This window comes from Acuticoccus sediminis (genome assembly GCF_003258595.1).
Classification (GTDB): Bacteria; Pseudomonadota; Alphaproteobacteria; order Rhizobiales; family Amorphaceae; genus Acuticoccus; species Acuticoccus sediminis.
This window is the reverse complement of sequence record NZ_QHHQ01000001.1, coordinates 1,603,933-1,617,669: the sequence shown is the minus strand read 5'-3', so window position 1 is coordinate 1,617,669 and position 13,737 is coordinate 1,603,933. Positions and strand designations below refer to the sequence as shown.

Genomic DNA, 13,737 nt, shown 5'->3' with positions numbered 1-13,737 from the left:
CACCGGGTGACGTCAGCCGACCGCCCCCTCGGCGGTCAGCATGCGGCGTGAACGCGCACGGTTCAGAAGCTCGCGCCGGACCAGCGCCACCACGAAAATTCCGGTCAGCACCAGAATGATGGTCGGCGCCGGCGCGCTGTCGATGAAGAAGCTGAGGTAGGTCCCGGCGAGCATCGCGACGATCGTCACCGCGACCGCGGCCACGAGCATCGCGCCGAAACTCCGCACCGTCAGGAAGGCGATCGCCCCCGGCGCGATGAGAAGCCCGACGGCGAGGATGATCCCGACCGACGAGAGCGTCGCGACGATGGTCAGCGACAGCACGGCGAGGAGGCCGTAGTGCAGCAGCCCGGTGTTGAGGCCGGAGGCCTGCGCCTGCGCCGGGTCGAAGGCGTGCAGCAGCAGGTCCTTCCACTTCAGGAGCAGCGCCGCCGACACCGCCAGAGAGATCAGTCCCGCGGTCAGGAGATCGTCGGTGCCGACACCCAGCATGTTGCCGAAGAGGACATGGTCGAGGTGCTCGTTGCTGGTGATCGAGGTGTAGAGGACGATGCCCGCGCCGAACATGCCGGAGAAGACGACGCCCATCACCGTGTCGCGCTTCACGCGGCTGTTGTGCGACAGGAACCCCGTGGCGAGCGCGCAGGTCATCCCTGCCGCGAATGCGCCGATGATGAGCGGGATATTGAGGATCCACGCCAGCACCACGCCCGGCAGGACGGCGTGGCTGACCGCGTCGCCCATCAGCGCCCAGCCCTTGAGGACGAGGAAGCAGGAGAGCAGCGCGCAGGGGATCGCGACGATCACCGCGATCGCGAACGCGTTCTGCATGAACGGGAACTGGAACGGCAGGAGGAGGTCCGAGATGGTCACGGCCGTCCCTCCGCCATCGCCTGATGGACCGGCACCGGACGGTCCTCGGCCGTGCCGTCCCTGGCGGGCGCGTCCTTCGCGCCCCGGCGCAGCGCGGCGGCGGCCTTGCGCCGGGCCGCGAGGATGCCGTGCTTGGGCGCCAGGACGAAGACGGTGAGGAACAGCAGCGTCTGCAGCGAGACGATGATGCCGCCGGTCGCGCCGTTGAGGAAATAGCTCGCGTAGGCGCCGACGAAGGCCGTCACGGTGCCGATCGCCACCGACACCAGGATGAGGCGCGGGAAGCGGTCGCAGAGGAGGTAGGCGGTCGCGCCGGGCGTCACGACCATCGCGATCACCAGGAACGCGCCGACCGTCTGCATCGCCGCGACGGTCGCCGCCGACAGGAGCACGAAGTAGATCCCCTTCAGCAGCCCGGGGCGGAGGCCGATGGACCGCGCGTGGCTCTCGTCGAAGAAGACGACCATGAGGTCCTTCCACTTCACGAGGAGGACCGCGAGGGACACGAAGCCGATGATGGCGAGTTGCAGCGTGTCCTCCGGCGTGATCGCCAGGATGTTGCCCATGGTGATCGTCTGGATCGAGACCGCGATCGGATTCAGCGAAACCATGAACAGGCCGAGGCCGAAGAACGCGGTGAAGATCAGCCCGATGATGGTGTCCACCTTGAGGCCCGACCGGCTCGACAGGACGAGCATCGTCGTCGCCGCGAGCCCGCCGGCGATGAAGGCGCCGATGGCGAACGGCAGGCCGAGCATGTAGGCGCCCGCGACGCCCGGGACGACGGAGTGGGACAGCGCGTCGCCGATCAGCGACCAGCCCTTCAGCATCAGGTAGGCGGAGAGAAAGGCGCAGACCGCGCCGACCATGGCGGAGACCCACATGGCGTTCGTCATGTAGCCGTAGGTGAAGGGCTCCAGCAGGACGCTCACGCGGGGTCCTCCGGATTGGCGCGCTGGGCGCAGTCGCCGTAGTGGACCACCGGCCGTTCGTCGTCGGTGATGATGCTCACCTCGCGCGGGTCGTCGTCCTCGTGGAGGGCGTGACCGGAAAGGGTGAAGTGCCGCAGGACACCGCCGAACGCGCGCTCGAGGTTTTCGCGGGTGAAGGTCGTCTCGGTGGGGCCGGAGGCGAGCACGGTGCCCTTCACGAAGATCGTCCGGTCGCAGAACTCGGGGACGGAGCCGAGGTTGTGGGTCGAGACCAGCATGACGCGGCCCTCGGCGCGCAGCTCGCGCAGGAGCGCGACGATCTGGTCCTCGGTCTTCACGTCGACGCCGGTGAAGGGCTCGTCGAGGAGGATGACCTGCCCGTCCTGGGCGAGGGCTCTGGCGAGGAAGACGCGCTTGCGCTGGCCGCCGGAGAGTTCGCCGATCTGGCGCTGGCGGAAATCGCTCATGTTGACCCGCTCGAGGGCGGTGGCGACGGCGTCGTGGTCGGCGCGGCGGGGGCGTCTCAGGAAGCCCATCTTGCCGTAGCGGCCCATCATGACGACGTCCTCGACGAGGACGGGGAAGGTCCAGTCCACCTCCTCGGACTGGGGGACGTAGGCGACGAGGTTCTGGGCGAGCGCCTGGCGGACGGTGAGGCCGAGGAGCCTGATTTCGCCTCTGGCGGCGGGCACGAAGCCCATGATGGCCTTGAAGAGGGTCGACTTGCCCGCGCCGTTGACCCCGACGAGGGCGGCGATGGAGCCGCGCGGGACCTCGAAGGAGGCGTCGATCAGCGCGGTGTGTCCGTTGCGGTAGGTGACGGTGACGTCCCGCGCCAGGATGCCGGGCGCGGCGGGGTCGCCCCGGGGGACGTTGGCGGCAGTCGGATCGGGCGTCACGCTCGGTCGATCGAGCACGGTCTTGTCCTCTTCCTCGGCGCGGCCGTCATCGGCAGTCGCGTCGGTACGCGGGCGGGTGTCACTGCGTGGCGTCCGTGAGACCGTCGACGATCGTTTCGGAGGTCACGCGCAGCAGATCGATGTAGGTGGGCACCGGTCCATCGGCGGTCGACAAGGAGTCGACATAGAGCACGCCGCCGTAGTGGCTCCCCGTTTCCCGAGCGACTTGCTGGGCGGGTGCAGTATTGACGGTGCTTTCGCAAAATACCACCGGAATATCGTGCTTTCGGACCCCGTCGATCACCGCACGGACCTGCTGGGGCGTGCCGATCTGATCGGCGTTGATCGGCCACAGGTAGAGCTCCCTGAGGCCGAAATCGCGGGCGAGGTAGCTGAACGCGCCCTCGCAGGTGACGAGCCAGCGCCCGTCCTCCGGAATCGCGGACACCTTGTCGCGCAGCGGCGCGATCGTGGCGCGGATCTTCTCCTTGTAGGCCGCGGCGTTCGCCTCGTAGGCGGCCGCATTGTCCGGGTCCTGGGCGACGAAGGCGTCGCGGATGTTGTCGACGTAGACCATCGCGTTGTCGAGGCCCATCCAGGCGTGCGGGTTGGCCTTGCCCTCGTACGCCCCTTCGGAGATCGGGATGGGGTCGATCCCGTCGCTGAGCGTCACGGACGGGACGTCGCCGAGGTTGTCCAGGAACTGCTTGAACCAGCGCTCCAGGTTGAGGCCGTTCCAGAGGATGAGGTCCGCGTCGTGGGCGCCGACAATGTCGCGCGGGGTAGGCTCGTAGCCGTGGATCTCGGCCCCCGGCTTGGTGATCGAGACGACGTCCGCCGCGTCGCCGGCGACGTTCTTCGCCATGTCGGCGAGGACGGTGAAGGTCGTCACCACCTTCATGCGGTCGGCCGCCGCCGCGGATCCGGGGGACGCGCCGGAGATGATCCCCACCGCACACAGCACAGCCGCCCAGCGCACACACGCCCTCATGGTCCCATCCCTTGCGAAGCCCTTAGTTGATATTGAGAACCAGTCGCATCTGTCAAGCCATCTGGAGGAGGTCCAGCGTGCGACAGGGTCGCCGCGGGCGCGGTACGGTGGCATCGAATCGACCATTTTCCGGCAACAAAGCGGACAGTCGGCGGGTGGCCGCGCCGCCAAATCTGCTTTAACGATCAGTTAGACACACTGGATCGGGCGGCCGCACCGGTCGATGGAAAAAAGGGTTCGCGACACCTATGGCCGAGCAAGCAGGCAAGCCTCGCCGTCTGGCAATCGTCGAGATCGTCGTCTCCATCATCCTGATCGGCCTGGCGTTCGCGGCCATCGCGGCCGCCGACGTGTCCCCCGGCTCGACGGACAGTGCCTGGTTCTTCCTCGTCGGCGCCTACGCACTCGCCGCGTTCGTCTTCGACCGCCTGCACGGCGGCTACTCGCTCACCAACTGGAGCTCGGCGCTGCCGATCGCCTTCCACTGGATCGGCGTCCTGGGCGCCGTCGTCCTGGTGCACGTCTACGAGTCGGCCGGCCGCTTCGACAACGTCGAGACCGGCCTCGGCTGCGGTCTCGCGCTGGCGCTGGGCGCGTTCACGGCCGGCGTCCACGGCAATTGGCGCATGACTTTCATCGGCACCGCGCTCGGCCTCGCGACGGCGGCGGTGGCGGTCCTCGAAGAGTACATGTGGGTGCTGTTCGTGCTGGCGGTCGCGGCCATCGTGCTGATGATCCTGGTGGAGCGCCTGCGCAGACGACACCGCGCCCATGCCTGAGCCGGACGGGATCCCGGCGCCGCCCCACGCCGACTCCCTCCCCGGCCGCGAACGCACCGCCATGACGGTCGCCATCCGCCTCGCGGCGCTGGCGGCCTTCCTCGCGCTGCTCGGCGCTCTCCTCCGGCCGCTGCTCGGCATCATCATGTGGTCGGGCATCCTCGCGGTCGCGCTCTACCCGATCTACGCCTGGCTCGCCCGACACCTCGGCGGACGCGAGACGCTCGCCTCCGGGCTCGTGATGCTGGCCGCGCTCGCCGCGGTGTTCGGCCCGGCGGCCTACCTCATCACCAGCCTCGTCATCTCGCTGGAACACATCGCCGAGGCGGCCGCCAGCGGCACCCTCTCGGTGCCCGCCCTGCCGGAGACCGTGAAGGACGTCCCCGTCCTCGGCCCGAAGGTCACCGCCCTTTGGGAGAGCGGCACCGGCGGCATCGAGCGTTTCGCCAATGAATACGGCACCGCGCTCATCGGCCCGGGCAAGGTGCTCCTGCACATCATCGCCGGGCTCGCCGGGAGCGTGATCGCCTTCGCCATCGCCGTCGTCGTGGCGGGCCTCCTCTTCAAGCCGGCGCCGAAGATCAGCCACGCGGTGGAGGAGATCGCGCGGCGCATCGCCGGTCCCCGCGGGACGCACTTCGTCGCGACCGCAAGCGCGGCCGTCCGCAGCGTCGCGCGGGGCGTCATCGGCATCGCCCTGCTGCAGTCGCTGCTGGTCGGGGTGGTGCTGATCGCCGGCGAGGTGCCGCACGCGGGCCTCCTCGCGATGGCGGTCCTCATCGTGCTGCTGGCCCAGATGTCGGCCGGCTTCGTGACGGTGCCGATCATGGTCTGGGTCTGGTTCAGCCACGGCACGGTCTATTCGATCGTCGTCTGCACCCTGCTTGTGGTGATCACCGCGCTCGAGATCCCGCTGAAGCCGATCGCGCTGCGGCAGGGGCTGGAATCGCCCATGGCGGTGACCTTCGCGGGGCTCGTCGGCGGCACGGTGACCTTCGGTCTGCCGGGGCTCTTCATCGGCCCCATGGTGTTCGCCGTCGCGTGGGAGCTCCTCGCCGTCTGGCTCGCGAGCAGCCCGCCGGACGACGGGCAGCCCACGGCCTGAGGCGGCGGCCCCGCTACAGGAGGGTGATGCCGTTCGCCACCAGCATCGCCGCCAGGAACGCCAGCATGGCGAAGATCGCGCGGCGGAAGATCGTCACCGTCATGCGCGAGGCGAAGCGGTCGCCGACCGCCATCCCCACTGCGGCGGCGAGCAGGGAGAGGATCCCGAGCCCTGCCCGTTCGAGCGTCATCGTCCCCTCCACCATCAGCGCGACGATCTGGATCGCCGAGAACATCAGGAACATCGCGGAGATCGAGCCGACGAAGGCCGGCCGCTCGAGCTTCAGCGCCTGAAGGAAGGTGATGCTGACGACGCTGGAGATCCCGACAGCGCCCTGCAGCAGGCCGGTCAGGAACCCCACCGGCCCGCCGAGCGTCCGGCTCAGGCGATCCGGGATCACGAGCGGGGGCAGGAAGGTCTGGATGGCGAGGTAGGTCAGCACCGCGCCGCCGAGACCGATCTCCAGCAGCGCCACCGGCGCGTTGACGAGGACGACCGTCCCCACCACCACGCCGACCGCCCCCGCCGCGAGGAAGGGCGCCAGGTAGCGCTGCCGGGGCAGCTCGCGGCGGAACTTCACCACCTGCCCGAAGTTCGTCGCGACGATGGGGATCGAGACGATCGACACCGCCGCCGGCACGCCGAGGTACATGGAAAGGACCGGCGTCGCCAGCAGCGGCAGGCCGATCCCGATGGCCCCCTTCATCACCGAGCCGACGAAGATCGTGCTGAGAACGAGAAGGACGGTGATCACCGTAGCTTCCATGGGACGGTCACCGGCCAGCGCAGAGAATGAAAGACTGCTCCGCCGGCGCCCGCGAGGACGCGGGCGGCGAGGCGGAGCATTGCGGGAGCGTGGAGCGGTCTAGCTGACCGGCGCGGACGTGGGGCACTGCTCGAAGCCCGGGGACACGCTGTCGACCCGGAACTGGAGCTTGCTGTCCACCGCGACGAACACCTTCTTGCCGTCCTTCATCTCCACGAAGAAGCAGGACTGCGAGGTCGTCTGCGGGCGCGGGTAGGTGAAGCACGTCTCGCCCGACTCGGAGATCTCGACGAAGCCCGTCGAGATGTGGCCCTCGATGTTGTAGACCGTGTCGCCCGACGGGGCGACGCACTCGTACCAGCGCTCGTTGGTCTCCACCAGGATGCCCGACATGGTCGAGCCCAGCATGAAGTCGCGGATCTCCTGAGCGCTGAGTTGGTCGGCGGCCGACGCAACCGACACCAGGCCGAACGCTGCGACGAGGAACCCGAACACCATCCGCGTGACCATGTGCGGTCTCCACCCCCTGTCCAGAGCTGCCGGGTAACACACGGCGATATTGCCCACAACGTGGGCCCGGTTCCAGCGGGGTCACGATAGCGGCCATTCCGGTCACAACGCCCGGCGCACGGTCCGCGGCTGCCGACCGTGCGATTGGTGCGAGGGTGGTTTCCTCCGGGTCCGTCACACCGCTTCGGGCGATGCCTTGCGGAGCGCCTCCCACACGCGGACGGGCGTCGCCGGCATGTCGAACGAGGCGACGCCGCGCGTGGCGAGCGCGTCGTTGACCGCATTGAGCCCCGCCGCGACGGCGCCCACCGAACCCGCCTCGCCGACGCCCTTCACCCGCAGCGGGTTGAGGAGCGTCTCTACGTTGGAGAAGGCGGTGCGGATCGTCGGCATGTCGTCCGCGCGCGGCATCGAGTAGTCCATGAAGCTCGCCGACAGGAGCTGGCCGTCGCCGGGGGAGTAGACCACGTCCTCCTGCAGGATCTGGCCGAGGCCCTGCACCACGCCGCCATGGATCTGCCCGGAGGCGAGCTGCTCGTTGAGGACGCGGCCGATGTCCTCCACCGCCGCATAGCTGGCGACGGTGGTCGCGCCGGTGTCCGGGTCGATCTCCACCTCGCAGACGTGGAAGCCGTTGGGGAACGTCGCCTCCTCCGGCTTGAAGGCGCCGTTGCCGGCGAGGCGCTCGCCCGAGGCGGCCGCGTCGGCGCCGAGCTCGGCGAGGCCGACCACGCGGTCGGTGCCGACGACGCGGAAGGTGCCCTCGCTGTACTCGACGTCGGCCTCCGAGACCTCCATCCTGTCCGCCGCCTTTGCGGTCGCCTTGGCGATGAGGTCGCGCGCGGCCTCCATCGCCGCCGAGCCGCAGGAGATCATCGCCGACGAGCCGCCCATGCCCTTGCCCTGCGGCACCTCGTCGGTGTCGCCCTGGACGTAGCGGAACTGCTCGGGCGAGAGGCCGAGCGCGTCGGAGACGAGGTCGATCATCGCCGTCTCGAGCCCCTGGCCCGCGCTGAAGGCGCCGCCGGTGAGGACGATGCGCCCGTCCTCGCCGACGATGATGTCGGAATAGTCCATCGACGTGCGCTTGTAGGGGCCGCCCGCCGCCTCGACGCACATGGCGATGCCGAGCCCGCGCAGCTTCCCGTTCGCCTCGGACTGTCGCCGGCGCTCCGGGAATCCGGCGACGTCGGCGAAGGCCGCGCCCTCGGCGAGCACCTTGGGGAAGTCGCCGCAGTCGTAGTTGAAGATGAACGGCGACTCCCAGGGCATCTGATCGGCCGGGATGAGGTTGCGCCGGCGCAGCTCCACCGGGTCGAAGCCGAGATCGCGCGCCGCCTTGTCCACGGTGCGTTCGATCGCGAGCGTCGCCTCCGGCCGGCCGGCGCCGCGGTAGGCAGAGACCGGCGCCGTGTTGGTGAGGACGCCGGTCACCGTCGCCGCGATCACCGGCGTGCGGTAGACGCCGGCGATCCCGCCGACATTGAAGATCGGCGGCTGCGAGCGGCCGGTGGCGTAGGCGCCGAGGTTGGCCTCGATGTCCACGGTGAGACCGGTGAAGGTCCCGTCCGCGTCGACGCCCAGCGCGATGTGCATGAGCATGTCGCGCCCGGCCTCGTCGGAGAGGAAGTCCTCCGTCCGGTCGGAGATCCACCGCACCGCCGCGCCGAGGGAGCGGGCGGCGAAGAACGTCACCATCTCCTCGCGCAGCGGCCCCATCTTCATGCCGAACGAGCCGCCGACGTCGCCGGCGACGACCCGGATCGCCTCCGCCGGCAGCCCGAAGGCGCCGGAGAGCGCGCCGCGGAAGGCCTGCGGCGCCTGATGGCTGACGTAGACCTCCCAGCGCTCGCCGTCCGGCCGGACGAGGACGTTGCGCGGCTCCATCGCCCCGGCGTTGACGCGGCTGACGTTGGTGGTGAGCCGCACCTGATGCGCGGCGGCCGCGACCGCCGCGTCCGCCGCCGTCCGGTCGCCGTGCGCCCATGCGAACCCGACGTTGCCCGGCCGGTCGGCCGAGACGAGCGGCGCGCCGGGCGCGAGCGCGTCCGTCACGGTCGTCACGGCCGAAGCGTCCGCGTAGGTGACGTCGACCGCCTCGACCGCGTCGAGCGCCGCGGCGCGCGTCTCGGCGACGACCAGCGCCACCGGCTCGCCGACATAGCGCACCACGTCGCTCGCCAGGAGCGGACGGTTCACCGCGGTCCAGACCGTGCCGTCCGGTCCCGTCAGGTTCAGCGGCGCCTGGACCGGGCCGACGCCCGCCTCGGCGAGCGCCGCCGCGGTGACGATGGCGCGCACGCCCGGCATCGCCGCGGCCGCCTCCGTGTCGATCGCCTCGATGCGTCCGGCCGCGACCGGCGAACGGACGAAGACGGCCGTCAGAGCCGACGGGTCGGCGACGTCCGCGGTGTATCGGCCGTGGCCGGTGATGAAGCGGGCGTCTTCGATACGCCCGGAACGCTGTGCCATGGGAGTGCCTCGTCTGATGGACGGGTGGCCCCGCCCCGGTCTCGTCGTCGCCGACTGTTACATCAGCGACTGGGTGTCGCCGTCGATGGAAATGGCCTGTCCTGAAATGGTACGGCCGCGCTCGGAGGCGAGGAACAGCATCTGGTCGGCCATCTGCCTTGCTGTGACGAACGTGCGCATGGAGTTCATCGCCAACGCATGCGCCTCGATTTCCTTGGCCGTGACGTTGCGCGCCCGCGCCTTGCCCTCGAACACCCGCTGGATGCGGTCGCCCGCCACGAGCCCCGGCAGGATCGCGTTGCAGCGGATGCCGAACGGCCCGAGCTCGATCGCCAGCGACTTGGTGAACCCGACGACGCCCCACTTTGCCGCCGCGTAGGGCGAGCGCAGCCCGAACCCGAACTTGCCCGCCGCCGAGGAAAGATTGACGATCGACGGGTTGGCGGACTGCTTCAGGTGCGGCACCGCGAGCCGCGCGCAGTTGAACTGGCCGGTCAGGCAGACCTGGACGGTGCGGTCCCAGTCGAGCGGGTCGATCTCGTCGACGTAGGCGGTCGGCCCCGCGATGCCGGCGTTGTTGATGAGGACGTCGAGGCCGCCGAGCGCGCCGAGCGCATCGGCGAAGAGACGGTCCACCGCACCCCGGTCCGCGACATCGCAGATGCTCCGGGTGAGGCCCGGGTCGGACTCCGCGAGCTCCTCCAGCGCGTCCTCGTCGACGTCGCAGACGTGGACGCGCGCGCCCTCCTCCGCGAAGGCGCGCGCCGTCTCGCGGCCGATGCCGGCCGCGCCCGCCGTGACCAGGACCCGCAAGTCCTTCAACCCAAGTTCCATGGTGTCCTCCCGCTCATTATGTTTGGTTCTTCTTATTGGATTACGGGGTCAGCCGCCCAGTGGATGCGATCAGGCCGGCGGTGGTCTCGATGTCCCGGGTGATGGCGGCGCGCGCCTCGGCCCCGTCCCGCCGCCTGAGGGCCTCGATGATGCGGGCGTGCTGCGCCTCCGCACCGCCGATCGCGAGGCGCTGCGAGGAGAGGCGCATGTCGAGGTTGAGGACCGGACCGATCTTCAGCCACAGCCCGGTGATGATCGGCATCAGTGTCGCCAGGTCGGCGGCGGCGTAGAGGGCGAAGTGGAAGTCGCGGTTCGCGCGGAGCGCCGCCACGCGGTCGGGGATCATCGCGTTGCACTCGTGCCGGAAGGCGGCGTCGTGAGCGCTCAGGATCGCGAGGTCGCGGGCCCGGTGGTTGTAGGCCGCCTGCTCCACCGCGAAGCCCTCGATGGCGACCCGCACCGTGGTCAGCTCGCAGAACATCGCGCGCGTCATGACGGGGACGGAGATCGCCCGGCTCGGCGATACCTCGAGCGCCTCGTCGGCGACGAGGCGGGACACCGCCTCGCGCACCGGCATCACCGACGTGCCGAGCGAATCCGCCAGGTTCCGGAGCGACAGCTTCTCGCCCGGAGCAAGCTCGCCACCGACCAGACGGTCGCAGAGCGCCTCGTAGACCTGGGTGCCGAGCGTGACCTTGCGGCAAGCCGCTGGGCTACGAACTTCGGCGTCGCTTTCGGTCATTGAACGCTCTCGACAAATGGGACTGTCTCGTCCAGCGTAAGTGTGATCACAGACCGCAGCAAGCGGCATGCACCCGGCTCCGCACGTCGAGGTGCCGGCGAGGGAGACACTATGAAGGCCGCTATCATCGGGGCAGGGCTCATCGGACGAGCCTGGGCGATGGTGTTCGCGCGCGGGGGATGGACCGTCAGCCTCTACGACGTGGTCGACGGCGCCGCCGAGGCAGCGGTCGCCGAGTGCGCCGGAGCCCTCGGGACCCTCGCAGCGCACGGCCTCTGCGACGACCCCGATGCCGCGCACGCCCGCCTGTCCGCCGCCCCCTCGGTCGCGGCCGCGCTGGAGGGCGCGGCCCACGTCCAGGAGAACGGTCCCGAACGGCTCGACGCCAAGCTTGAAATCTTCGCCGAGCTCGACCGCCTCGCCGCGCCGGACACGGTGCTCGCCTCGTCCACCTCCGCGCTCCAGTGCTCCCTCTTCACCGAAGGTCTCGCCGGGCGCGCCCGCTGTCTCGTCGCGCATCCCGTCAACCCGCCGCACCTCGTGCCGGTGGTCGAGCTCTCCGGCGCGCCGTGGACCGACGACGCGGCGATCGCGAAGACCCGCGCGATGTTCGAGGCGCTGGGGCAGAAGCCGATCACGGTGAAGAAGGAGGTGGACGGCTTCATCCTCAACCGCCTCCAGGCCGCCCTGCTGGTCGAAGCCTTCCGGCTGGTGGGAGAGGGCTACGTCTCGCCGGAAGACCTCGACAAGACGGTGTCCGACGGCCTCGGCCTGCGCTGGTCCTTCATCGGCCCGTTCCAGGTGGGCGAGCTGAACGCCCCGGCGGGCCTCGCCGACTATATCGGGCGGTACAGCCCGTTCTTCCGCCGCGTCGCCGAGTCGAGCGACCCGGACGCCGCACTCAGCGAGGAGAATATCGCCCGCTGCATCGAGGCGTGGGGGTCGGCTCCCTCCCCGGCCGGTATCGCCGAGATGAGCCGCTGGCGTGACCAGCGCCTCGCCGCCCTCGCGGCCCACAAGAAAACGCAGCAATAGGAGCGTCCATGGCCAACAAGGTCATCATCACCTGCGCCGTCACGGGGTCGATCCACACCCCGTCCATGTCCCCGCACCTGCCGATCACGCCGGAGGAGATCGCGGACGCGGCCATCGGTGCGGCGGAGGCGGGCGCGGCGATCGTGCACCTTCATGCACGCAATCCCGAGACGGGCCTTCCCGACCAGTCGCCGGAAGCGTTCGGCCGCTTCCTCGGCGTCATCAAGCAGCGCTCCAACTGCGTGGTGAACATCACCACCGGCGGCGCGCCGACGATGTCGGTGGAAGAGCGCATGAAGCCGGCGGCGGTGTTCAAGCCGGAGGTCGCCTCGCTGAACATGGGCTCGATGAACTTCGGCCTCTTCCCGATGCTGAACCGGTTCAAGGAGTTCAAGAACGACTGGGAGAAGCCGTACCTGGAAGGCTCCAAGGAGCGGATCTTCAAGAACACGTTCGCCGATATCGAGCACATCCTCACCGCGTGCGCCGAGAACGGCACGCGATTCGAAATCGAGTGCTACGACATCGGCCACCTCTACACCCTCGCCCACTTCGTCGACCGGGGTCTGGTGAAGCCGCCCTTCTTCGTCCAGTCGGTGTTCGGCATCCTGGGCGGCATCGGCGGCCACCCGGAGGACGTGGCGCACATGAAGCGCACGGCCGATCGCCTGTTCGGCACGGACTATCGCTGGTCGGTGCTTGGCGCGGGGCGCAACCAGATGCGGATCGCCGCGATCGCGGCGGCGATGGGCGGCAACGTGCGCGTCGGCCTCGAAGACAACCTGTGGGCCGGCAAGGGGCGCCTGGCGACGTCGAACGCCGAGCAGGTGACGATCGTGCGCGGCATCCTGGAGGGCCTCGGCCTCGAGATCGCGACCCCGGACGACGCGCGCGAGATCCTCTCGCTGAAGGGCGGCGACCGGGTCGAGTTCTGACGCCCCGGCCCGATCGAAACCGCTCGGGGGGCGGACGCATCCGCCCCTCTCGGACGGCGGGAGCATCGGGGCCGCGCTCCAACGCTCACAGCCCCTCCCCTCGGCCCGTGACCCCATAACAAGAAGGATGAAAGCCTCGTGATCGAAGCCCCTCCGACGCTGACCATCAAATCCACGCTGCGGCGGCCGACGGCGGCCCAGATCGCGGCCTTCCAGGGCGTCCCGACCGGCTATGTCGTCGACGCCCTCTACGGCGGCGGCGCGCTCTCGGCGGCGATCCAGCCGTGCGGCGGACGCGACCTCGACCGGGCCGCGGCCGGGCCCGCGCTGACGGCCGACGCCGGGGCGGCGGACGTGCTGGCGACGTTCGCCGCGCTGAGGTTCCTTGAACCGGGCGACATCATCGTCACCGCGTTCGCCGGTCACACCGGGTGCGCGGCGGCGGGCGACCGTCTCGTCGGCATGATGAAGAACTGCGGCGCCGCCGGCTTCGTGACCGACGGGCCCGTGCGGGACTATCCGGGCGTCATGGCCGTCGGGCTGCCGGTCTGGTGCGCCGGGATCACGCCCGCATCGCCCCATTCGTCCGGCCCCGGCACGGTCGGCTTCCCGGTTCAGATCGGCGGCCACCAGATTGCGACCGGCGACATGATCGTCGCCGATCAGGACGGTGTCGTCGTCGTCCCCTTCGAGCGCATCGACGAGGTGATCGTCGAGCTCGACCGGGTGAAGGCGGCGGAGACGGCGCAGGACGCGCGCGTCGCCGCGGGCCTGCGCATCCCCGCCTGGGTCGAGGAGCTGCTGGAAAGCGACAGGACGGCTTACAAGGACTGACTGGCCGTCCCGGACCGGGTTGCAGCGAAA

Annotated in this window: 14 protein-coding genes; 5 read left to right on the top strand and 9 right to left on the bottom strand. The window is 69.8% G+C overall.

Annotated elements, in window-relative coordinates:
• Positions 1-12: 12 nt before the first annotated feature.
• The 4 genes from DLJ53_RS07010 to DLJ53_RS06995 form a co-directional block, all read right to left on the bottom strand.
• Positions 13-873: a metal ABC transporter permease gene (locus DLJ53_RS07010; protein WP_202913017.1), complete on the bottom strand. Its 861-nt coding sequence runs from the start codon at positions 871-873 to the stop codon at positions 13-15.
• Entirely contained in the window at positions 870-1,805 is a 936-nt protein-coding gene (locus DLJ53_RS07005) for a metal ABC transporter permease (protein ID WP_111343457.1), read from the bottom strand. Before DLJ53_RS07005 ends, DLJ53_RS07010 begins: the two co-directional genes overlap by 4 nt.
• Positions 1,802-2,704: a manganese/iron ABC transporter ATP-binding protein gene (locus tag DLJ53_RS07000; RefSeq protein WP_111344177.1), complete on the bottom strand. Its 903-nt coding sequence runs from the start codon at positions 2,702-2,704 to the stop codon at positions 1,802-1,804. Before DLJ53_RS07000 ends, DLJ53_RS07005 begins: the two co-directional genes overlap by 4 nt.
• A 79-nt stretch (positions 2,705-2,783) precedes the next feature.
• A complete protein-coding gene (locus DLJ53_RS06995) occupies positions 2,784-3,695 on the bottom strand; it encodes a metal ABC transporter substrate-binding protein (protein ID WP_111343454.1) in 912 nt (303 codons plus the stop codon).
• A 248-nt stretch (positions 3,696-3,943) separates the two neighbouring features.
• On the opposite strand from DLJ53_RS06995, the gene DLJ53_RS06990 reads away from it, so the two are divergent.
• Complete coding sequence (locus DLJ53_RS06990) at positions 3,944-4,474, top strand: hypothetical protein (protein ID WP_111343452.1); 531 nt, start codon at positions 3,944-3,946, stop codon at positions 4,472-4,474.
• The gene (locus DLJ53_RS06985; RefSeq protein WP_111343450.1) at positions 4,467-5,579 is read left to right on the top strand and encodes an AI-2E family transporter; all 1,113 of its coding nucleotides are present in this window, start codon (positions 4,467-4,469) and stop codon (positions 5,577-5,579) included. Before DLJ53_RS06990 ends, DLJ53_RS06985 begins: the two co-directional genes overlap by 8 nt.
• A 13-nt stretch (positions 5,580-5,592) precedes the next feature.
• Here DLJ53_RS06985 and DLJ53_RS06980 read toward each other — a convergent pair whose 3' ends face one another.
• The 5 genes from DLJ53_RS06980 to DLJ53_RS06960 all read right to left on the bottom strand — a co-directional run bounded on the left by DLJ53_RS06980 (position 5,593) and on the right by DLJ53_RS06960 (position 10,903).
• Positions 5,593-6,345, bottom strand: coding sequence for a sulfite exporter TauE/SafE family protein (locus DLJ53_RS06980; protein ID WP_111343448.1), 753 nt, complete (start codon positions 6,343-6,345; stop codon positions 5,593-5,595).
• Positions 6,346-6,444: 99 nt separating this feature from the next.
• Positions 6,445-6,855 (bottom strand): hypothetical protein, encoded by a 411-nt coding sequence (locus DLJ53_RS06975; protein ID WP_111343446.1) that lies wholly within the window; start codon positions 6,853-6,855, stop codon positions 6,445-6,447.
• A gap of 174 nt (positions 6,856-7,029) precedes the next feature.
• The gene (locus tag DLJ53_RS06970; protein ID WP_111343444.1) at positions 7,030-9,327 is read right to left on the bottom strand and encodes a xanthine dehydrogenase family protein molybdopterin-binding subunit; all 2,298 of its coding nucleotides are present in this window, start codon (positions 9,325-9,327) and stop codon (positions 7,030-7,032) included.
• Between the two features lie 57 nt (positions 9,328-9,384).
• On the bottom strand, positions 9,385-10,161 hold the full coding sequence (locus tag DLJ53_RS06965) for an SDR family oxidoreductase (protein ID WP_111343442.1): 777 nt from the start codon (positions 10,159-10,161) through the stop codon (positions 9,385-9,387).
• 40 nt (positions 10,162-10,201) lie between these two features.
• Positions 10,202-10,903 carry a GntR family transcriptional regulator gene (locus tag DLJ53_RS06960; protein ID WP_111343440.1) on the bottom strand — a complete coding sequence of 234 codons (702 nt, stop codon included), beginning with the start codon at positions 10,901-10,903 and terminating at the stop codon, positions 10,202-10,204.
• Positions 10,904-11,014: 111 nt separating this feature from the next.
• On the opposite strand from DLJ53_RS06960, the gene DLJ53_RS06955 reads away from it, so the two are divergent.
• From DLJ53_RS06955 to DLJ53_RS06945, 3 genes are all read left to right on the top strand, one after another.
• Positions 11,015-11,938, top strand: a complete 924-nt coding sequence (locus tag DLJ53_RS06955) for a 3-hydroxyacyl-CoA dehydrogenase (RefSeq protein WP_111343438.1) — start codon at positions 11,015-11,017, stop codon at positions 11,936-11,938.
• A gap of 8 nt (positions 11,939-11,946) precedes the next feature.
• Positions 11,947-12,873, top strand: a complete 927-nt coding sequence (gene kce / locus DLJ53_RS06950) for a 3,5-dioxohexanoate:acetyl-CoA acetone transferase (protein WP_111343436.1) — start codon at positions 11,947-11,949, stop codon at positions 12,871-12,873.
• A gap of 138 nt (positions 12,874-13,011) precedes the next feature.
• A complete protein-coding gene (locus DLJ53_RS06945) occupies positions 13,012-13,707 on the top strand; it encodes an RraA family protein (RefSeq protein ID WP_111343434.1) in 696 nt (231 codons plus the stop codon).
• Positions 13,708-13,737 lie beyond the last annotated feature (30 nt).